Source organism: Fructilactobacillus sp. YLN 2507 (assembly GCF_059614085.1).
The window spans coordinates 597,944-616,453 of record NZ_CM184303.1; the positions used below are offsets into that span (position 1 = coordinate 597,944).

General features: G+C 33.6%; 20 protein-coding genes. 13 read left to right on the plus strand and 7 right to left on the minus strand.

Going from position 1 to position 18,510, the window contains the following annotated elements; translation table 11 throughout:
• Window positions 1–84 precede the first annotated feature (84 nt).
• From hrcA to lepA, 5 genes are all read left to right on the plus strand, one after another.
• Window positions 85–1,104 carry a heat-inducible transcriptional repressor HrcA gene (gene hrcA / locus AC0GLY_RS03170; protein WP_496612082.1) on the plus strand — a complete coding sequence of 340 codons (1,020 nt, stop codon included), beginning with the start codon at window positions 85–87 and terminating at the stop codon, window positions 1,102–1,104.
• Window positions 1,105–1,117: 13 nt separating this feature from the next.
• On the plus strand, window positions 1,118–1,663 hold the full coding sequence (grpE, locus tag AC0GLY_RS03175; protein WP_496612083.1) for a nucleotide exchange factor GrpE: 546 nt from the start codon (window positions 1,118–1,120) through the stop codon (window positions 1,661–1,663).
• A gap of 50 nt (window positions 1,664–1,713) precedes the next feature.
• On the plus strand, window positions 1,714–3,558 hold the full coding sequence (gene dnaK / locus AC0GLY_RS03180; RefSeq protein WP_496612084.1) for a molecular chaperone DnaK: 1,845 nt from the start codon (window positions 1,714–1,716) through the stop codon (window positions 3,556–3,558).
• 91 nt (window positions 3,559–3,649) lie between these two features.
• Window positions 3,650–4,777, plus strand: a complete 1,128-nt coding sequence (gene dnaJ / locus AC0GLY_RS03185; protein WP_496612085.1) for a molecular chaperone DnaJ — start codon at window positions 3,650–3,652, stop codon at window positions 4,775–4,777.
• Window positions 4,778–4,891: 114 nt separating this feature from the next.
• Window positions 4,892–6,715, plus strand: coding sequence for a translation elongation factor 4 (gene lepA, locus AC0GLY_RS03190; protein WP_496612240.1), 1,824 nt, complete (start codon window positions 4,892–4,894; stop codon window positions 6,713–6,715).
• Window positions 6,716–6,832: 117 nt separating this feature from the next.
• On the opposite strand, the gene AC0GLY_RS03195 is transcribed toward lepA, so the two are convergent.
• The 5 genes from AC0GLY_RS03195 to AC0GLY_RS03215 form a co-directional block, all read right to left on the minus strand.
• Entirely contained in the window at window positions 6,833–6,961 is a 129-nt protein-coding gene (locus AC0GLY_RS03195) for a hypothetical protein (RefSeq protein WP_496612086.1), read from the minus strand.
• A gap of 50 nt (window positions 6,962–7,011) precedes the next feature.
• The gene (locus tag AC0GLY_RS03200; RefSeq protein WP_496612087.1) at window positions 7,012–7,611 is read right to left on the minus strand and encodes a hypothetical protein; all 600 of its coding nucleotides are present in this window, start codon (window positions 7,609–7,611) and stop codon (window positions 7,012–7,014) included.
• Window positions 7,612–7,674: 63 nt separating this feature from the next.
• Window positions 7,675–8,190: a hypothetical protein gene (locus AC0GLY_RS03205; protein WP_496612088.1), complete on the minus strand. Its 516-nt coding sequence runs from the start codon at window positions 8,188–8,190 to the stop codon at window positions 7,675–7,677.
• A 14-nt stretch (window positions 8,191–8,204) separates the two neighbouring features.
• A complete protein-coding gene (locus AC0GLY_RS03210) occupies window positions 8,205–8,999 on the minus strand; it encodes a hypothetical protein (RefSeq protein ID WP_496612089.1) in 795 nt (264 codons plus the stop codon).
• Between the two features lie 96 nt (window positions 9,000–9,095).
• The gene (locus AC0GLY_RS03215; RefSeq protein WP_496612090.1) at window positions 9,096–9,692 is read right to left on the minus strand and encodes a TMEM175 family protein; all 597 of its coding nucleotides are present in this window, start codon (window positions 9,690–9,692) and stop codon (window positions 9,096–9,098) included.
• Window positions 9,693–9,851: 159 nt separating this feature from the next.
• Here AC0GLY_RS03215 and AC0GLY_RS03220 point away from each other — a divergent pair, with 159 nt between their 5' ends.
• Complete coding sequence (locus tag AC0GLY_RS03220; protein ID WP_496612091.1) at window positions 9,852–11,081, plus strand: D-alanyl-D-alanine carboxypeptidase family protein; 1,230 nt, start codon at window positions 9,852–9,854, stop codon at window positions 11,079–11,081.
• A 62-nt stretch (window positions 11,082–11,143) separates the two neighbouring features.
• Here the strand turns inward: AC0GLY_RS03220 and AC0GLY_RS03225 are convergent, their stop codons facing one another.
• Entirely contained in the window at window positions 11,144–11,416 is a 273-nt protein-coding gene (locus AC0GLY_RS03225) for a hypothetical protein (RefSeq protein ID WP_496612092.1), read from the minus strand.
• A gap of 183 nt (window positions 11,417–11,599) precedes the next feature.
• Here AC0GLY_RS03225 and AC0GLY_RS03230 point away from each other — a divergent pair, with 183 nt between their 5' ends.
• The 7 genes from AC0GLY_RS03230 (at window position 11,600) to AC0GLY_RS03260 (ending at window position 17,511) form a co-directional block, all read left to right on the plus strand.
• Complete coding sequence (locus tag AC0GLY_RS03230; protein ID WP_496612093.1) at window positions 11,600–11,989, plus strand: VOC family protein; 390 nt, start codon at window positions 11,600–11,602, stop codon at window positions 11,987–11,989.
• A 134-nt stretch (window positions 11,990–12,123) separates the two neighbouring features.
• Window positions 12,124–12,432 (plus strand): hypothetical protein, encoded by a 309-nt coding sequence (locus AC0GLY_RS03235; protein ID WP_496612094.1) that lies wholly within the window; start codon window positions 12,124–12,126, stop codon window positions 12,430–12,432.
• A 67-nt stretch (window positions 12,433–12,499) separates the two neighbouring features.
• Window positions 12,500–13,378, plus strand: coding sequence for a 50S ribosomal protein L11 methyltransferase (prmA, locus tag AC0GLY_RS03240; RefSeq protein ID WP_496612095.1), 879 nt, complete (start codon window positions 12,500–12,502; stop codon window positions 13,376–13,378).
• A 2-nt stretch (window positions 13,379–13,380) separates the two neighbouring features.
• The gene (locus AC0GLY_RS03245) at window positions 13,381–14,115 is read left to right on the plus strand and encodes a 16S rRNA (uracil(1498)-N(3))-methyltransferase (protein ID WP_496612096.1); all 735 of its coding nucleotides are present in this window, start codon (window positions 13,381–13,383) and stop codon (window positions 14,113–14,115) included.
• Between the two features lie 73 nt (window positions 14,116–14,188).
• Window positions 14,189–16,417 (plus strand): RelA/SpoT family protein, encoded by a 2,229-nt coding sequence (locus AC0GLY_RS03250; RefSeq protein ID WP_496612097.1) that lies wholly within the window; start codon window positions 14,189–14,191, stop codon window positions 16,415–16,417.
• Between the two features lie 15 nt (window positions 16,418–16,432).
• Window positions 16,433–16,879: a D-aminoacyl-tRNA deacylase gene (gene dtd, locus AC0GLY_RS03255; RefSeq protein WP_496612098.1), complete on the plus strand. Its 447-nt coding sequence runs from the start codon at window positions 16,433–16,435 to the stop codon at window positions 16,877–16,879.
• Entirely contained in the window at window positions 16,879–17,511 is a 633-nt protein-coding gene (locus AC0GLY_RS03260; RefSeq protein WP_496612099.1) for an HAD-IA family hydrolase, read from the plus strand. Before dtd ends, AC0GLY_RS03260 begins: the two co-directional genes overlap by 1 nt.
• A gap of 67 nt (window positions 17,512–17,578) precedes the next feature.
• Here AC0GLY_RS03260 and AC0GLY_RS03265 read toward each other — a convergent pair whose 3' ends face one another.
• Complete coding sequence (locus AC0GLY_RS03265) at window positions 17,579–18,424, minus strand: N-acetylmuramoyl-L-alanine amidase family protein (RefSeq protein ID WP_496612100.1); 846 nt, start codon at window positions 18,422–18,424, stop codon at window positions 17,579–17,581.
• Window positions 18,425–18,510: the final 86 nt, after the last annotated feature.

The window sequence follows — 18,510 nt, forward strand, 5'->3', positions numbered from 1 at the left end:
GGTACTCTATAAATGTGCCTTAGCACTTGAGTGTCATGAGTGCTAAAAAAGGAAGTGATAATGATGCTTACAGGACGACAGTCAATGATTCTAAAGTATATAATTGATGATTACTCTAAAACTGGTGTGCCTATCGGTTCAAAAGCTTTAGCAGAACAATTGCCAATTCACGTTAGTTCAGCAACAATTCGAAATGAAATGGCGGTGCTAAGCCATCAAAAGTTCATCGAAAAATTGCATACGTCTTCTGGAAGAGTACCTTCCAACCTGGGATATCGCTACTATATTGATAACCTTGCTAAACCGGTTAAGCTGGATGAAAAACATTTGCATTATATTAGTGAAATGTTAGGTGGTTCCTTTCAGCAAGTTGATGACATTGTGCGTCAATCTGCTGAGCTTCTATCTCACTTGACTGATTATACAGCTTTGACGTTTAGTCCAGAATTACCAACTGAAAATATAATTAAACATTTTCAGTTGGTTAATATTGGGTTAAATCGGATTATGGCGATAGTTGTAATGAAAAATGAGCAAGTCGAAAGTCAATCCTTTTTAGTTAACATTCGTTATACTGACGCACAATTAACTGAGGCAACTAACATGTTAAATAGCAAGTTGGTTGGAAAAACAGTATGGGAAGTTAAACAAATGTTTCATTCGAAACTATTAACTGACTTACATGATTTTTTACCTGGCACTGCTCAGGTTGTTCAGGCAATTCGTTCAATTTTGAATAAAATTGATGATGACCATTATTTTGTAAGTGGTCAAATGAATATGTTTGAACAAAATCATAAACAGGATTTTTCTAAAATTAAGCCTCTTTATTCTATGTTTAATAGCATGGAAGAAGTTGGGACCTTGTTGGAAAAAAACGAACAACCAATTTCAGTGAAAATTGGATCTGAAATTGATAATGATCGGTTGAAGGATTATAGCATAATTACTGGAACTTATAATTTGGGTAATCATGGAATTGGAAGAATTGCATTAATTGGACCAACTAGGATGTCATATCCGAATATGTTAGGAATCGTTGATGTTTTCCGTCATGAATTAAAAAATCGAATTTCTGGTTATTATCGTAGTTATGATCAATAAAGGAGGGGTGAACATGTCAAAGAAAAAAGTTGAAGATGAACAAAAGGTAGCTAAAAAAGATGAAGCTACTGAAAGTAGCGAATCTGATGTTAAAGCTGATGCATTAACAGCTAAAATTGCTGAATTACAGCAACAATTAGATGATTCACAAAATGATTATTTGCGTGCCCAGGCTGAAATTCAAAACATGCAAAAACGTAATCAAAAAGAACAAGTTTCCTTAGCCAAATATGGTGCTCAAGAATTAGCTAAGGAAGTTGTTCCAGTAATGGATGATTTGAAGCGTGCCTTACAAGTTGATGTTGATAATGAAAGTGGTCAACAGCTTAAAAGTGGAATCGAAATGGTTTACAAACATCTTGAAAAAGCATTAAATGATAATGATATCGAAGAAATTGATGCTGATGGTGTCACTTTTGACCCTGAACTTCATCAGGCTGTTCAAACAATTCCAGCGGATGATGACCATCCTGCAGACACGGTTGTTCAAGTTTTACAAAGTGGTTATAAACTTGCTGATCGGGTGCTCCGACCAGCAATGGTAGTTGTAGCTCAATAGGCGAAAACACCAAATAAAAAAAACAAAAAATTATAAAGAAGGTATTTAAAATGGCAAGTAATAAAATTATTGGTATTGATTTAGGTACTACAAACTCTGCAGTTGCTGTAATGGAAGGTGGGAAACCAAAAATCATCACTAACCCTGATGGTTCAAGAACTACTCCTTCAGTAGTTGCATTTAAAAATGGTGAAATTCAAGTTGGAGAAGTTGCAAAACGTCAAGAAATTACTAATCCTAATACAGTTCGTTCAATCAAGAGTCATATGGGCGAAGAAGGTTATACTGTAGATATTGATGGTAAAAAGTACACACCACAACAAATTTCTGCAATGATTCTTCAATATATCAAAGGTTATGCTGAAGATTACCTTGGTGACAAAGTTAGTGAAGCAGTTATTACTGTTCCTGCTTACTTCAATGATGCACAACGTCAAGCTACTAAAGACGCTGGTAAGATTGCTGGATTAGATGTTAAACGGATTATTAACGAACCTACTGCCGCTGCCTTGGCATATGGTTTGGATAAACAAGATAAAGATGAAAAAATTCTTGTCTATGATTTAGGTGGGGGTACTTTTGATGTATCTGTACTTGAATTAGGTGACGGTGTTTTCCAAGTGCTTTCAACTAATGGTGATACTCATCTTGGTGGAGATGACTTTGACCAAAGAATTATTGACTACTTGGTTGCTGAATTCAAAAAGGAAAATGGTGTTGATTTATCACAAGATAAGATGGCATTACAACGTTTGAAAGATGCAGCTGAAAAGGCTAAGAAAGAACTTTCTGGTGTTAACCAAACTGAAATCAGTCTTCCATTTATTGCTTCAAATGATAATGGCCCACTTCACTTACAAATGACCCTTACTCGTGCTAAGTTCAACGAATTAACGCATGACTTAGTTGAAAAAACTAAAGTTCCATTTGAAAATGCATTGAAGGATGCTGGATTAAGTACTAGTGATATTGATGAAGTTATCTTAAATGGTGGATCAACTAGAATTCCTGCTGTTCAAGAAGCTGTTAAAGAATGGTCTGGCAAAGAACCTAACCACTCAATTAATCCTGACGAAGCAGTTGCTTTAGGTGCAGCAGTTCAAGGTGGTGTACTTACTGGTGATGTTAAAGATGTTGTTTTACTTGACGTTACACCATTGTCACTAGGTATTGAAACTATGGGTGGCGTTATGACTAAATTAATTGAAAAGAATACCACTATCCCAACTTCAAAATCACAAACTTTCTCAACTGCTGCAGATAATCAAACTGCCGTAGACATTCATGTCTTACAAGGTGAACGTCCAATGGCTGCAGATAATAAATCATTAGGTCGTTTTCAATTGACCGATATTCCTGCTGCTCCTCGTGGAATTCCACAAATCGAAGTTACTTTTGATATTGATAAAAATGGAATTGTAAATGTATCTGCTAAAGATAAAGGAACTGGTAAGGAACAAAAGATTACTATCAAGGATTCAAATGGTCTTTCTGATGAAGAAATTGAAAAGATGATGAATGAAGCCAAAGCTAACGAAGAATCAGATAAGAAGAAAAAAGAAGAAGTTGACTTAAACAATGAAGTTGATCAATTAATTTTCCAAACTGATAAGACTTTGAAAGACGTTGAAGGAAAAGTTTCTGAAGACGAAATCAAAGGGGTTAAAGATGCTGAAGAAGAACTAAAGAAAGCTAAAGCTGATGGTAACCTTGATGATATGAAAGCCAAGAAAGATGCTTTAAACGAAAAAGTTCAAGCTGTTGCAGTTAAATTGTATCAACAACAACAGGCTCAAGGTGGAGAAGCAGGTGCTTCTGACGCTGATGCATCTAAAAAAGATGACAGCACTGTTGATGGTGACTTCCACGAAGTTAATGATGACGATAAAAAATAAGCTAATTAACAAGTAATAAAATTTTTAAAAAAGCCAAAGCCACTTCGGTTGGCTTTGGCTTTTTTTCTATTAAAGTAAAGTGGAGGTTATCATGGCTGATAAAAATTATTATGATGTTTTAGGAATTTCTAAAGATGCCACCGATAAAGACATTAGTCACGCATATCGACATCTATCAAAGAAATACCATCCAGATCTTAATAAAGAACCTGGAGCTGAAAAGAAGTTTAAAGAAATTACTGAGGCTTATGAAGTTTTAAGTGATAAACAAAAACGCGCCAATTATGACCAGTATGGGTCTGCTGATGGTCCACAAGGATTTGGCGGCGGACAAGGAGGAGGTTTCGGAGGTGGAGCAAATTATAGTGACTTCTCCGATATCTTTAGTGATCTTTTTGGTGGGGGTCGTCGTCAACGCCAAGATCCTACTGCTCCAAGACAAGGTGAAGATTTACAGTATCGATTAAATTTAACTTTTGATGAAGCAATTTTTGGGGCTAAAAAGACTGTTACTTATCACCGTCAAGCTCAATGTCCAGATTGTCATGGAACTGGAGCTAAGCCAGGGACAACTCCAGAAACTTGTCCAGACTGTCATGGTTCAGGAGTAGTAATGAGAACGGTTAATACACCAATGGGACAAATGCAAACACAAACTGCTTGTCCTAAGTGTCATGGGACTGGTAAACTTATTAAAGAAAAATGTCCTAAATGTGGTGGAACCGGAAAAATTGAAGAAGAACATCAAGTTGAAGTTAATGTTCCCGCTGGAGTTGAAGAAGGTCAACAGATGCGTCTTCAAGGTCAAGGGAATGCTGGTGAAAATGGCGGACCTTACGGTGATCTTTACATTATCTTTAGTGTCTCACCAAGCAAAGAATTTAAACGGGATGGTTCAACCATTTACTACAATAAGACCATTCCATTTACCGATGCTGCTCTTGGAAATGAAATCGATGTTAAGACCGTTTACGGAAATGGTAAATTAAAGATTCCTGCTGGTACGCAAACTGGAACTGTCTTTAAATTACGTGGTAAAGGTGCTCCTCGCATACACAGTGAAAGTAAGGGTGATGAATTAGTTAAAGTAATTATTGATACACCTAAAAAGTTAAACGCTGATCAAAAATTAGCATTGCGCGCTTTTGCTGAAGCTAGTGGGGATAAATCACAAGAAAACAAGGGTTTTTTTGAGAAATTGAAAGAAAAATTGAAATAAATAGACAAGGGAGAGGCTATCTAGTCTCTTCCTTATTTGTTTAATCGTAAATCCATTGTTATAATTGAGAATGAACGAATTTAGAAAGTAGGAAAAAACGTGGATTATCAAAAAATGGAAGAGAAACAAAAGAAAATTAGAAACTTTGCGATTGTTGCTCATATTGATCATGGTAAATCTACTTTAGCCGATCGAATTTTAGAAATGACAGATACAGTTTCTAAACGAGAAATGAAAGATCAATTGTTAGATAACATGGATTTGGAACGTGAACGTGGAATTACAATTAAACTAAATGCGGTTGAATTAACATATCATGCAAAAGATGGAATTGACTATGTTTTTCATTTAATTGATACTCCGGGACATGTTGATTTTTCTTATGAAGTATCACGCAGCTTGGCAGCTTGTGAAGGCGCATTATTAGTTGTTGATGCTACTCAGGGGGTACAAGCCCAAACGCTTGCTAATGTGTATTTAGCGCTAGAAAATGATTTGGAAATTTTACCTGTGATTAATAAAGTTGATTTACCTTCAGCTGAACCAGAACGAGTAAAAAAAGAAATTGAAGATGTGATTGGAATTGATACTAGTAATGCCGTTGAAGTTAGTGCTAAAAGCGGGCTAAATGTCGACAAATTATTAGAAGAAATTGTAAAGTTTATTCCAGCACCTCAGGGTAAAATTGATGGACCTTTGAAAGCTATGATCTTTGATTCAATTTATGATGATTACCGAGGTGTCGTTTTAAGTGTTCGGGTTTATGAGGGAGTTGTTAAAGCAGGAGATCGAATTCGACTAATGAATAGCGGTAGTGAGTATGAAGTTACTGAAGTTGGAGTAAACTCTCCACATCCAATTCCACGAGACTATCTTATGGCTGGAGATGTTGGTTACATTACTGCTAGTATTAAAGATATTAATGAAACACGAGTTGGTGATACGGTTACAAAGGCCAATAATCCTACTGCGGAAGCTTTGCCTGGTTATCGAGAAATGATGCCAATGGTTTATGCTGGTCTTTATCCAACTGACAATGCTAAGTTTGAAGACTTGCGGGAAGCTTTAGAAAAGTTGAAATTAAATGATGCCGCTTTGGAATTTGAACCTGAAGTTTCTCAGGCATTAGGGTTTGGCTTTCGTTGTGGTTTCTTAGGCTTGTTGCATATGGATGTTGTACAAGAACGTCTTGAACGTGAATTTAATCTTGATTTAATTACGACAGCTCCATCGGTTACTTATCAAGTTGATATGAATGATGGTAATGTGATTGAAGTGGAAAATCCTTCAGAAATGCCCGATGCCTCTGCAATTAAAGACATTAAAGAACCATACGTGAAAGCTTCACTAATGGTTCCAAATGATTATGTTGGTGCAGTCATGAAGCTTTGTCAATCACGACGAGGAGAATTTGTTACGATGGAATATCTTGATGATACTCGAGTAAACGTGATTTATGAGATGCCATTATCAGAAATTATCTTTAATTTCTTTGATCGGTTGAAATCAAGTACACACGGATATGCTTCCCTTGACTACGATGTTGATGGATATCGTCAAAGTGATTTAGTTAAAGTTGATATTTTATTGAATGGTGATAAAGTTGATGCTTTAAGTTTTATTGCCCATAAACAATTTGCTGATGAACGTAGTCGCGATATTGTTGGTAAGCTAAAGGGAATTATCCCACGGCAAAATTTTGAAATTCCAATTCAAGCTGCAATTGGTGCTAAGATTATTGCGAGAACTAACATTAAAGCTTATCGAAAAGATGTTACTTCTAAAATTCATACAGGTGACCCTGATCGTCGTGCTAAGCTTTTGGATAAACAAAAAAGAGGGAAAAAGCGCATGAAGTCAGTCGGTAAAGTTGAAGTACCTCAGGCCGCCTTTATGGCAGTTTTACAAAATGATGAGGAACAAAAGCCTGGTAAATAACTACTTATGGTAGATTCTAAAACTTAAGACTTATTAATTGTACAATAAAAAAATTACATGTCAGGTTGATTTTCTTTGTTAATAGTTCAAAGATGTCTCTGACATGTAATTTTTTATTTACTTCTTATCAAATTTAGGATTTCCATAAGTAAAGGACCAAACTGAAATTCCAATAATCGAAATGGCTCCCAGAATTAATGAACTTACTAAAAGGCTAGTATTTCCGTAATATTTTTTTGTTTTCATGATTGTTTCTCCAAATTATTTTTAAATTCGGTTGCTTTTATTATTTAATTTTAAAATCCACGTGTCGAATACATTTCTGGATTGGTATATACGTTGTAAGAATCATTATTAGTTGTTGGTTGATTTTGATTATTTTGTGAACTCGTATCAGTGGTTATCTGTGTTGGAGTTGTCTGTGGTTGTACAGCTGAAGATGGAGCTGGCGTAGACGTCGTAGTACTTGGTGCAGTATTAGTATTTGAGGTTGTTGTAGATGATTGTTCACTAACTATTAATGACTGATTAGTAAACTTGATTTTTTGTTTTCCATAACTAAATTTGATTACACCATTTTTACAATTGGTTAAAGTGTATTTAGTTGTTTTAGCGATTTTTTTACCTTGAGCCTTTAATTTGTAACCATTTTTGTTTTGTTTGGTTACTTTAAACTTGTATTCACCTTTATGTTTACCATTTGCAATTTTTAGTTTAGCATTTGAATTTTTGATGGTAAACTCGTCGCCACTTTGATTAGTCCATTTTCCTTGAACTTCTTTAGAAAATGATGTTTTACTTTGCGCATAGGTTGCAGGTTGAGTAAGATTCAATGAAGAAATTCCAGTTACTGAAATAATACTTACAGCTGTAATAGTTAAAAATGTCTTTTTCATAGTAATCTCCTTTTTGTTTGATACCTCAATTAAACTAAAAATGTAACACTAAGTAAATAATTACTAAAATCCACGGTTAGAGTAAATTTCAGGATGTTTATAGATATTTAAAGCATCTACGTTAGCATTATTATCTGGATCTACTTGATTATTAGAGGTGGAATTAGTAGATGAAGTAGTTGTATTTGATGAATTATTGTTAGTGTTTGATTCATCCGTTTTTACTGGAGCAGGGGCAGGCTGATTTTTGTATTTACTTGGATTATCAAGAATTTGTTGGGTTTGTTTTTCTTGAGGTGTTTTATCTTTATTAGGCAAGGCCTTTAAAGATTTCTTTATACTTAAATTTTCGTTTTCATGAAGATAGACAGCTGGTGTTTTACCTTCTTTTGCTGCAAAATCATTTACATCTTTGTGTTTAGGTAACTTTTTTGAACTGGGAGTATGCTCTTTAGAAGCTTTCTTTACTTTTTCTGTTTTGGGTTTAGAATCCTTATGGGTGTTTTCCTTTTTTGAACCACAAGCAACTAAGCTTAAACTGATTAAGACGGTTGAAAATAGAATTGCTGATTTTTTCATAATGAGCTCCTTGTTTAATTATTAGTAGGGGTAGATTGCGTATTATCTGTGTTAGTCGGCGAATCATTGTTATCAATATTATTCGTGGTTGATGGACTAGGATTATTATTTTGCTTAGGGGTATCATCGGTCTTGTCAGTAACCGAATTAACTTGATTTTTTACTTTATTAACTGTGTTACTCAATGGATTATTTGAACTGTCAGATTGATTATTAGTTGTTGATTGCGGTTGATAATCGTCATTTGATGATTGATTTTGTGATGGGGTAGAGTTACCCTCATTTGTTTGACCACTATTCGGATTATTAGCCCTCTTTTGAACTTTAGTAGGATTAATGAGATTAATGAAATTAGATTTAATCATACTTCCAAATGAAAAATAAACAAAACAAACTACACAAACTACTATAATAATTGCGATAATGGTGGAAATAGGGTGATAATTCGCCCGTAAGTTTCTCCGAGACATAGCTTGGTCATTACCATTGAAGTTATTGTTGGGAGCAATGAAACCATTACTAATTAAAGCATTATTTGAATAAGCATTTGCTGCTACCCAGCCCTTATTTAATAGTCCATTAATATATAATTTGTTGTAAATAAAGGCAAATACAATTCCAACAACCAGTGAACCAAAAGCATAGGTTTTATAGCCCAGTAGCATTTCAGTAATCAACATTATAACAAACCACAGCCAATCACCACGAAATAGTGCTGGCCAAAAGCCAAAGAAGAAAGTGGTCCATGAGAACCCAATTTTGGCTCGTTTAATTTGATTAGTTGCTGGATTTAATAAACTAATTTTCATATTGGTCGTTTCTCCTACTATTTATATTACCCCAATTATAATACAATTGAGCACAATAAAAACACATTGATTTACTTCCAATGTGTTTTTAGATAACTATTTTTGTAAATTATCACTGTCTACATTTGTCTTTATTCCATTGACAATTAATTCAATTAGGCCAAGGCCAAGCCCAATTGGTGGATAGATGTATATACCAATCAGAGTTACAATTATTGATAATATGAACCAGTAACTTCCAATAAAACGATAAATGAACATGCTTGTTATTTTTTGATATGATTCAATTGCACCATCTTGTTTTAATTGTTTGGCAATTGAAAAACTAAGATAAAAGTAGGCTAAACTCCAAGCGATGAAGACTAATAAATAAAAAATTTCTGGACCTGAATAGCTAATGTATCGACCAACCCACGCAGCAGCAACGGGAATTAACGACATGGTAAAGAGCCATAAGTTATTGGCCCAATAAATTTTCTTAGTAATTCGTTTTGCTAAAAAAAACATGTAATGATGGTTATACCAAGCTACTCCAATAAAAATAAAACTAACAATATATGAGAATAAGTATGGTAATTCTTCCAAAATAGCACTTAATTCAGGACTATCAGGAGTTTTAAATTCCAATATCATAATTGTTAAGATGATGGCAATGATAGCATCTGTAAAGGCTTCGACTCTGACTTTATTCATTAAATTACTCCTAAATATTTTAACTTAATATATCATATTTACGGGTTAGTTAAAATTAAATTAAATTATAGTTTTTTAATCACTAAGAATGGTACAAATTAATCTCAAAAAAGTCTATGATAGTTATATAACATAATTAATTAGGAGATTTTACATAACATGAAATTCAAGAAGAAACAAATTGTAGGTTTGTTAACGATTTTCAGTGCTTTTTTTACGATTAACTTTGGATTTTCTGCTAAAGCAGCAATTTTTACACCTAGTTTGCAGTCAAAATCAGCGATTATAGTTAATCAAAATACGGGACAGGTAATTGCCAGTAAAAATGACCGACAGCGTTATCCGATTGCTTCCATTAGTAAACTTTTGGTTATTTATTTAGTAGAACAGCAAATTCAAGAGGGTAAATTAAAGCGAACAGATGTCGTTAATATACCAAGTAAAATTATCAAGTTTAGTCAAAACTCCAAAGTTGCCAATGTTGCAATGAACAAGCAAAATAAATATACGGTTGGTGATTTAGAAAAAGCAGCGTTATTACCGTCATCTAATTCAGCAGCAATGGCTTTAGCTGAAAAAGTGAGTGGCTCCCAAGCTAACTATTATAAAGATGCGGAAAAATTGTTAAATTCATGGGGAATTAAAAACGTTCATGTTTATTCTGCTAGTGGGTTAAGTAATGGTGATATGGGGGAAATTAGAGATAAATCGATTAGCAAAAATGCGCAAAATCAATTATCGGCACGTGAAGTAGCAATTGTTGCTGACAAGCTTTTAGCAAAATATCCTAATGTTTTAGATATCACTCAAATGACGCAAACAACTTTTCCAAGTGTCAATGGTGGAACACAACCAATTAACACTACAATTAGGATCTTGGGACACTCCAATTATGATTTTAAAGGATTGAAAACCGGTGCTTACAAAAATGGCTATAATTTTGTTGGCTACGGTAAATTGAAAAATCAGCCTGTAATTACGGTTGTTTTTAATAGCCGCCATGCCTCACCATTTTTAAGCACTGAAAGTATGATGAATCAAGCTAATGCTTCTACTAAGACCCTTAATTCAAAACCTAAAAGTATTCAAATTGCTAATGCAGACACTGATGGTGGAAAAGTTGCAATTAAGTCTCAGAAAAATAGTCTAGTATTTGTACCTAATGAGTTTAAAAAATCTGATTTAGAGACTTCATTTAAGCAAAAAGATGGGTTAAAGGCTCCATTAAAACAAGATGAATTTGTTGGGACCGGAACATTTAAATTTAAAGTTTCAGATTTTAATGATTTTCTTGAAAAACAGCCTAAAACTAAATATGTTGCAAAAGAAAATGTTGAAAAAACTTGGATGATTGTAAGTTGGTATCGTAAATTAATTAATTTGTTTTAATTACTTAATAAAAAATCTGATAATTACAGGATTAATCCTGTAATTATCAGATTTTTATTTGTTTATGCACGTGGAACTGCCATAAAGACAATTTCTTGATTTTTGGGAAATGAATTTTTTTCACCAAAATCATCGAAGGCAATTTGATCACCTGGAGTACCAATTTCGTGTTTTGGATCCTTTTTAAGAATAAGTAAGTATTCGTGATCACGATTTATGTCATCAAGAGTAACAGCATCTAATTCAGCAATTTCACCAGAAGGTAAAGTGACTTGAATGGCTTTTAAATCGTGGATGCCATCAGCATTAATTTCAAATGGAACATTTACAAGCATTATAATTCCTCCTTAACTAGAATAGTTTAATTATAACTGTCTAAGTGTAAAATGGTAAGTTTTAAAGCCTTATAGTTAAATATAAGCTAATGAAAACGCTTTATTAATTATAAAAAGTGTTCTATAATGTAGTTGTTACAATTTTCACATACTAAAAAAAACAATTTATGAGGAGAGATAATTATGGCTTTAGATAACTATTTTACTGGACTTCAACACGTTGGAATTCCTGCAGGAAACTTAGATGAAACAAAAGCATTTTATGAAAAGTTAGGATTTGAGTTGGCTGGTGAATTCATGTATAACGATGCTCGTTGTGCATTTATGAAGTATGGAAATCTTGTGATTGAAACCTGGGAAGGTGAAAAGATTGCGGATGTTGATGGTGCAATTAATCATATTTCATTAAACACTACTGATGCTGATGCTGCTCTTAAGGAAGCAAAAGCAATGGGCTTAAATTTGATTGATACTGAAATTCAAACTCGTCCATTTTGGGAAAAAGGAATTCGCTTTTTTAATATTTATGGACCTAATCACGAAAAAATCGAATTCTGTGAAATTGTTAAATAAACTGATTTTTAAAAACAGATGTGTTTACACGTCTGTTTTTTTGTGTTAAGGCTTGCCATTTGTCCACCTCTCCAGTAGTATTTAGTATAGAGTGAAATTTGATTACGAAATTATAAAGAATGGAGGAAGATAACATGTTAGCAATTACTAAACAATTTTTGCGTGATAACGGTTATCATTATAAAAAGGGGTATATTAGACCACTTATGACTCCAGATAGTGTTTATATTTTTCGATTTGGAAAAGATGATTTAAATAATCGAATCATTATTCGCTATGGTCACGGATGGACGGGTAGGCAAAAAATCAAAGAAATTGATTTACGACTCCATAAACAAAAACACCCTCGAATTTTCAAAACCGAAAATAGTTTAATGAAATATCTCAAAGTACATTTAAAATCGCACGAAGAAAAAATAGAGCAGTTGGGCTTAGATAAGTAAAATTTGCATCCTGAAATATGGATGCTTTTTTAATAATTAATTTTATAATTAGGAATGGAGAATAACAATGAATTTAATCGAGTTTAAAGTAATTACAACTAAGGAAGCTGTTCCAGCAGTTTCAAATATTTTAATGGAACAAGCTGCTCAAGGAATTCAGATTGATGATGATACTAATGATGATGCAGCCACGGTTATTACCTATTTTTCAGAAAACGTTGATGTTGATGAGCTTAAAAAAATTATAGAAAATAAAACCAAAGCTTTAAAAAAGTTTGGGTTAAATCCCGGTCAGGCAAATGTTCTAGTTAGTGATATCGAAGAAAAGAGTTGGGCTTACAACTGGGAGGATTATTACCATGCAGAGCGAATTACCAGGTATTTAACGATTGTTCCAGCCTGGGAGGACTATCAAAAAAAGGCATCTGATCAATTGATTATTAAATTAGATCCAGGAATGGCGTTTGGAACAGGAACCCATCCGACAACTAAAATGGCAATGCAAGCACTTGAAATCACATTACGTGGTGGTGAAAAAGTATTTGACGTTGGGACTGGGTCAGGTGTATTAAGTATTGCAGCCAGAAAATTAGGAGCTGGTAAAATTGAGGCTTGGGATAATGATCCCATTGCGGTTGAATCTACCAAAAAAAATTTTGCATTAAATCCTGGAACGGAAGATATTACGGTGAGCGTTAATAGTCTTTTAGATGGAATCATAGGTACAGCAGAAGTGATTGTTGCTAATATGTTAGCGGAAGTACTTTTACCCTTAATTCCCCAAGCAGTTTCTCATTTAAACCAAGGTGGAAAGTTTATTATGGCAGGAATTTATGTTGATAAACTTGAGATTATACTAAAAACGCTTGAGCAAAATGGATTTAAAATTAATCAAGTGATGGAAGTTGATGACTGGCGTTCAATAATTGCAACTAAAGGGGAATAACTATGCAACATTATTTTTTGAACCATGCCTTAAAGGTTGGGGAACAAGTGGAATTACCAACTGAAATTCAAAAACATTGGTTACGAGTCATGCGAGCTGAAAAAGGAAGTCAAGCTGAATTTGTCTCTAATAATCAGATTCTTTTTGTTGGTGAGCTAATTGATGAACAAACGGCCACCATTGAAATAATAAAACAGGTTGATAATAACGTTGAATTGCCAATTAAAGTAACGCTTGCATGCGGGTTACCTAAGAGTGGAAAGGCCGAACTAATTGTGCAAAAGGCTACTGAAATGGGGGCTAGTAAAATCATTTTTTTACCAACTGACTGGGCAATTGCTAAGTGGAATCAAAAAGCAGGTAAGAAAGTAGAACGTTTACAAAAAATAGCCAAAAGTGCTGCGGAACAATCGCATCGTAATTTAATTCCTCAAGTTAGTTATTTAAATGATTTAAATGAGCTAGGGAAAATTTCTGTAACACAGAAAGTAGCAGCTTATGAAGAGTCAGCAAAGCAAGGTGAGAGTAGTAATTTAGTTAAAGTGATTAATTCACTTCAACCAGGAAATCAATTGTTAGCTTTCTTTGGTCCTGAAGGTGGGATTTCACCTGCTGAAATTAGTAAATTAGAAGCAATGAATTTTACGTTAGTAGGATTAGGTCCTAGAATTTTACGCACAGAATCGGCACCACTTTATTTTTTGAGTGTGGTATCTGCACTTTCCGAACTAACGTGATAAAATATTTATTATAGTCGTTTATTTGCGAACTAAATTGTTAAAAAAAACAAAAAGTGAGGAGATGTAAAAGATGGCAAGTTTAAAAACGTGGACTGCAGATGAAATTTTTGCAAAAGCTACGAAAAGCATGACGAATGAACAGGTAAAAACAATCAAACAAGCATATGAATTTGCAAAAAAGGCTCATGGTTCTAAACGACGTTCATCTGGTGGTACTTATCTCTCACATGTAACTCAAGTAGCTGGAATTTTGGCAGACTTAAATATGGATTATGAAACTGTCACAGCAGGATTTTTACATGATGTAGTTGAAGATAGTAATGTGCAACTCGAAGATGTAAAAAATAAGTTTGGTGAAAATGTTGCGTTAATTGTTGATGGCGTAACTAAAATTAGTAAAATTAAATATAAATCTAACAAGGAACAACTCGCTGAAAACTATCGAAAATTACTTTTAGTAATGTGTAAAGATATTCGAGTCATGATTGTTAAGTTAGCAGACCGAATGCATAATATGGATACTTTGGAATCACTTGGAAATGAAGTATATCAGAGAAAATTTGCTGAAGAAACAATGGATATTTATGCTCCAATTGCTGATAGGTTAGGAATGGGAACTGTTAAATGGGAGCTTCAAGATATGTCATTGCGATATTTGAAACCCCAAGAATACTATGAAATTGCTCATTCAATGAAATCAAAGCGAAATGAACGAGAAGCGTATATTGTAAATGCAATTGAAGAAGTAAAAAATGCAATTAGTGATTTTAAAATTGAGGCGGATATTTATGGTCGACCTAAACATATTTATTCAATTTATAAAAAGATGGTTGATAAACATAAAAAGTTTGAAGATATTTATGATCTTTCTGCGATTCGAGTGTTAGTTAATTCAATTAAAGATTGTTATACCGTTTTAGGAGCTATTCACGCTAAATGGCATCCGATCCCTGGACGTTTTAAAGACTATATTGCTATGCCCAAGCCGAATATGTATCAATCCTTGCATACTACAGTAATTGGTCCTGAAGGCAAACCATTGGAAATTCAAATTAGAACTCATCAAATGCATCAAATTGCTGAATATGGGGTTGCTGCTCACTGGGCATACAAACAAGGTAGTACTGAAGAGGTCAAAAACGATAAAGATGGAGTTCAATTAAACTGGTTTAAGCGGATTATTGAAATTCAAGAAGAAACCGATAACGCTTCTGATTTTATGGACAGTGTGAAAGGAGATTTGTTTTCCGATAATGTTTATGCATTTACACCAGCTGGGGATGTATTGGAATTGCCTAAGGGTTCTGGTCCGCTTGATATGGCCTATGTAATCCATACTCAAGTTGGAAATAAAACTACGGGTGCTCGAGTAAATGGAAAGATGGTTTCATTGGACTATCAAATAAAAAATGGTGATATTGTTGAAATTATTACCTCAGCTAATTCTACTGGTCCGGGGAAAAATTGGTTAGATTTAGTTCATACGAATGGTGCTAAACATAAAATTAATCAATTTTTTAAAAAGCAAGGACGTGATGATGATATTAAGTCAGGTCTTGATATGTTAACGACTCATTTGGAAGAAAGTGGATATCAGCCTAATGAAATTCTAACTTCAGAAAATTGGGATCGGGTAATTGATGAACTTCATTATCGTACTAAAGATGATTTATTAGCATCTTTAGGATTTGGTGATATTCATGTTCAAGGGGTAGCAAATCGGTTTACTAGCGATATTAGAAATGAACAAGAAAAAATAAAAAAACAGGCTGAAGAAAAAGCCCTATTAGAACAAACCAATCAAACCGTATCAACTAAAGTTTCTACTAATCAACAGTCAGGAAGTAATCCAGCAGATAACGTTATCATTGAAGGAATTGATAACGTCTTAGTTAGAATGAGCCATTGTTGTTTGCCATTGCCGGGCGACCGTATTAAGGGATACATTACTAAAGGTCGAGGAATTACCATTCATCGGTTAGGATGTCCAAACATTAAAACTGATGAACAGAGTCGGATGATCGATGCCTACTGGTCTAATCCAAATAATAATTTGATTAATTATCCCTCTAAAATTAAAATCGATGCTTATAATCGAAATGGAATTTTTAATGATGTTGTAAAAAAATTAAATAATAGTCCTGCGGTAGTTACTTCGATTAATGGTAAAGTTCATGATGATACGGTGTTGACCATTGTAGTAATTATGAATGTTAAAAATCTTAAGCAATTACATGAAGTAATTGATAGTTTAAAAATTGTATCAGGCGTAAAGAAGGTTCACCGAATATTAGGATAGGAGGTAAATTAGATAGTGAAATTAGTTATTCAAAGGGTAAATCAGGCAACCGTTAAAGTTGATAAAGAAGTTATTGGCTCAATTAAAAAAGGATTTATGATTTTGGTGGGAGCAGAAGAAGGTGATAATCAAGCGACCGTTAATCATTTAGCTAATAAAATTGCTAAATTACGAGTTTTTGAGGATGAGAATGGGAAAATGAATTTAAATATTCATCAAATTAACGGTAAAATTTTATCAGTTTCACAATTTACTTTATTAGCAGCATTGGAACATGGTAATCGGCCTTCTTTCAAAGGTGCCGGAGATCCGATTGAAGCTAAGCTCATGTATGAAGCTTTTAATTCAGCCTTAGAAAATGAGAATGTAGAAGTCCAAACAGGAATTTTTGGAGCAGATATGCAAGTTGAATTAGAAAATGATGGCCCTGCTACTTTTGAATTAAATTATCAGGTGAAATAATGCTAAAAAATTTAATTTGGGATTTTGATGGAACCTTATTCAATACTTATCCTTTTATGGTAACCTCATTTAATAAAGCACTGCAATTTCATGGGATCGATGAAATTGAAATTGACCCAGATGATATTTACGAGCAAATGCGAATACATTCATTAGGATCAGCAATAACAAAATATAGTGCGCGCTTTGGGCTTAACCAAGCCGATTTATTAAAGTCATATCATGAGTTTGAAAAAGATGAAGTAGAATTATCACGACCATTTTCGAGTGTTAAAGCTATCTTGCAAAAAGTCATTGATAATGGCGGACAAAATGCTTTACTAACTCATCGAAACCAGCAGGCCTTATTTTTATTAGAAAAGTATGACCTAAAACATTTTTTTACTGGATTTGTGACCAGCGCTAGCCATTTTAAACGAAAACCTAATCCAGAATCGTTAAATTATTTAATTCATGAGTTAGATTTAAGTCGTACCAAAACGGCAATGATTGGCGATCGAATTTTGGACGTTGAAGCCGGAAACAATGCAGCAGTTAAAACAATTTTGTTTGATTATGATTATTTAATTGAAACAACTCAAGCTGATTATATAATTCGAAACTACCAAGAATTATTGCCAATTATTAACTAATAAGACAAACTAAAAACCATGTCATGAGTTTCTTTAAAGTGAAGAACTATGACATGGTTTTTTATTCTTAATAAGTTGAATTAATGTATTTTTCAATTCCTTCTGTAACATCTTGGGCAATTGTTGCTTGATATTGTGGACTTTCAATGTGTTTAAAATCATCATTATCATTAATGTAACCCATTTCCAATAATACTGATGGAACTTTAACATCGCGAATGACTAAAAAATCACCAAATTGAATTCCACGATTGTCAATTGGAATATTGCTCATTTGCTGGTTAATGTCGGTTGCTAATTTAAGGGATAAGCCATTATGATAATAATAACTAGTAATTCCAGAAGCGGTATTATCCTCTGGAGAAGAGTCAAAGTGAAAACTAACGAATAGATTAGCGTTGTTATTGGTTGAAAAGTTAGGACGGCTAAATAAACTGACCGTTTTATCAGTGTCACGAGTCATAATAACATTTGCGCCTTGTTCCTTTAATTTTTTGGCTGTTCTTTGTGCCACTTGCAAAGTATATGTTTTTTCCATTTTATTTTTAGTTGATAGGGCTCCGGAATCATTACCGCCATGTCCTGGATCAAGAACAATGGTTGTTTCAGATAAGTTAGTAGCATTTTTTAAAGTTTTATTATTAACTAACCAATCTGGAATCCATCCGATTTTACTATGGTCATAGACGACCCGATCCCAATTATCTTTTCGATTTAAGATTTGTACACGTGTGCCAGCATTAATTTTACCTGTCGTTTGATAAGAAATATTTGGGCCACTTTTAACTTGTAAGTTATTACAATGAATCATGACGTTATTTCTTAGTAAAAGAATTAGTAAAATTAAACAAGTTGCTAATGTAACGATTAAAGTAAAGGTAAATCCTCGTTTGTTTTTGATTTCTAAATTCATAAGCAATCCTTCTATAAAAAACGTAATTATTCTAATAATAATATATTTAGGTGAAAGTTACTAATTAAATCATTTCAAATTTCATA

What these genes read in the sequence shown, in the direction of transcription:
- hrcA (WP_496612082.1), top strand. Translation starts at nt 85, where the DNA reads ATGATTCTAAAGTATATAATTGATGATTACTCTAAAACTGGTGTGCCT.
- grpE (WP_496612083.1), top strand. Translation starts at nt 1,118, where the DNA reads ATGTCAAAGAAAAAAGTTGAAGATGAACAAAAGGTAGCTAAAAAAGAT.
- dnaK (WP_496612084.1), top strand. Translation starts at nt 1,714, where the DNA reads ATGGCAAGTAATAAAATTATTGGTATTGATTTAGGTACTACAAACTCT.
- dnaJ (WP_496612085.1), top strand. Translation starts at nt 3,650, where the DNA reads ATGGCTGATAAAAATTATTATGATGTTTTAGGAATTTCTAAAGATGCC.
- lepA (WP_496612240.1), top strand. Translation starts at nt 4,892, where the DNA reads ATGGAAGAGAAACAAAAGAAAATTAGAAACTTTGCGATTGTTGCTCAT.
- AC0GLY_RS03195 (WP_496612086.1), bottom strand. Translation starts at nt 6,961, where the DNA reads ATGAAAACAAAAAAATATTACGGAAATACTAGCCTTTTAGTAAGTTCA.
- AC0GLY_RS03200 (WP_496612087.1), bottom strand. Translation starts at nt 7,611, where the DNA reads ATGAAAAAGACATTTTTAACTATTACAGCTGTAAGTATTATTTCAGTA.
- AC0GLY_RS03205 (WP_496612088.1), bottom strand. Translation starts at nt 8,190, where the DNA reads ATGAAAAAATCAGCAATTCTATTTTCAACCGTCTTAATCAGTTTAAGC.
- AC0GLY_RS03210 (WP_496612089.1), bottom strand. Translation starts at nt 8,999, where the DNA reads ATGAAAATTAGTTTATTAAATCCAGCAACTAATCAAATTAAACGAGCC.
- AC0GLY_RS03215 (WP_496612090.1), bottom strand. Translation starts at nt 9,692, where the DNA reads ATGAATAAAGTCAGAGTCGAAGCCTTTACAGATGCTATCATTGCCATC.
- AC0GLY_RS03220 (WP_496612091.1), top strand. Translation starts at nt 9,852, where the DNA reads ATGAAATTCAAGAAGAAACAAATTGTAGGTTTGTTAACGATTTTCAGT.
- AC0GLY_RS03225 (WP_496612092.1), bottom strand. Translation starts at nt 11,416, where the DNA reads ATGCTTGTAAATGTTCCATTTGAAATTAATGCTGATGGCATCCACGAT.
- AC0GLY_RS03230 (WP_496612093.1), top strand. Translation starts at nt 11,600, where the DNA reads ATGGCTTTAGATAACTATTTTACTGGACTTCAACACGTTGGAATTCCT.
- AC0GLY_RS03235 (WP_496612094.1), top strand. Translation starts at nt 12,124, where the DNA reads ATGTTAGCAATTACTAAACAATTTTTGCGTGATAACGGTTATCATTAT.
- prmA (WP_496612095.1), top strand. Translation starts at nt 12,500, where the DNA reads ATGAATTTAATCGAGTTTAAAGTAATTACAACTAAGGAAGCTGTTCCA.
- AC0GLY_RS03245 (WP_496612096.1), top strand. Translation starts at nt 13,381, where the DNA reads ATGCAACATTATTTTTTGAACCATGCCTTAAAGGTTGGGGAACAAGTG.
- AC0GLY_RS03250 (WP_496612097.1), top strand. Translation starts at nt 14,189, where the DNA reads ATGGCAAGTTTAAAAACGTGGACTGCAGATGAAATTTTTGCAAAAGCT.
- AC0GLY_RS03260 (WP_496612099.1), top strand. Translation starts at nt 16,879, where the DNA reads ATGCTAAAAAATTTAATTTGGGATTTTGATGGAACCTTATTCAATACT.
- AC0GLY_RS03265 (WP_496612100.1), bottom strand. Translation starts at nt 18,424, where the DNA reads ATGAATTTAGAAATCAAAAACAAACGAGGATTTACCTTTACTTTAATC.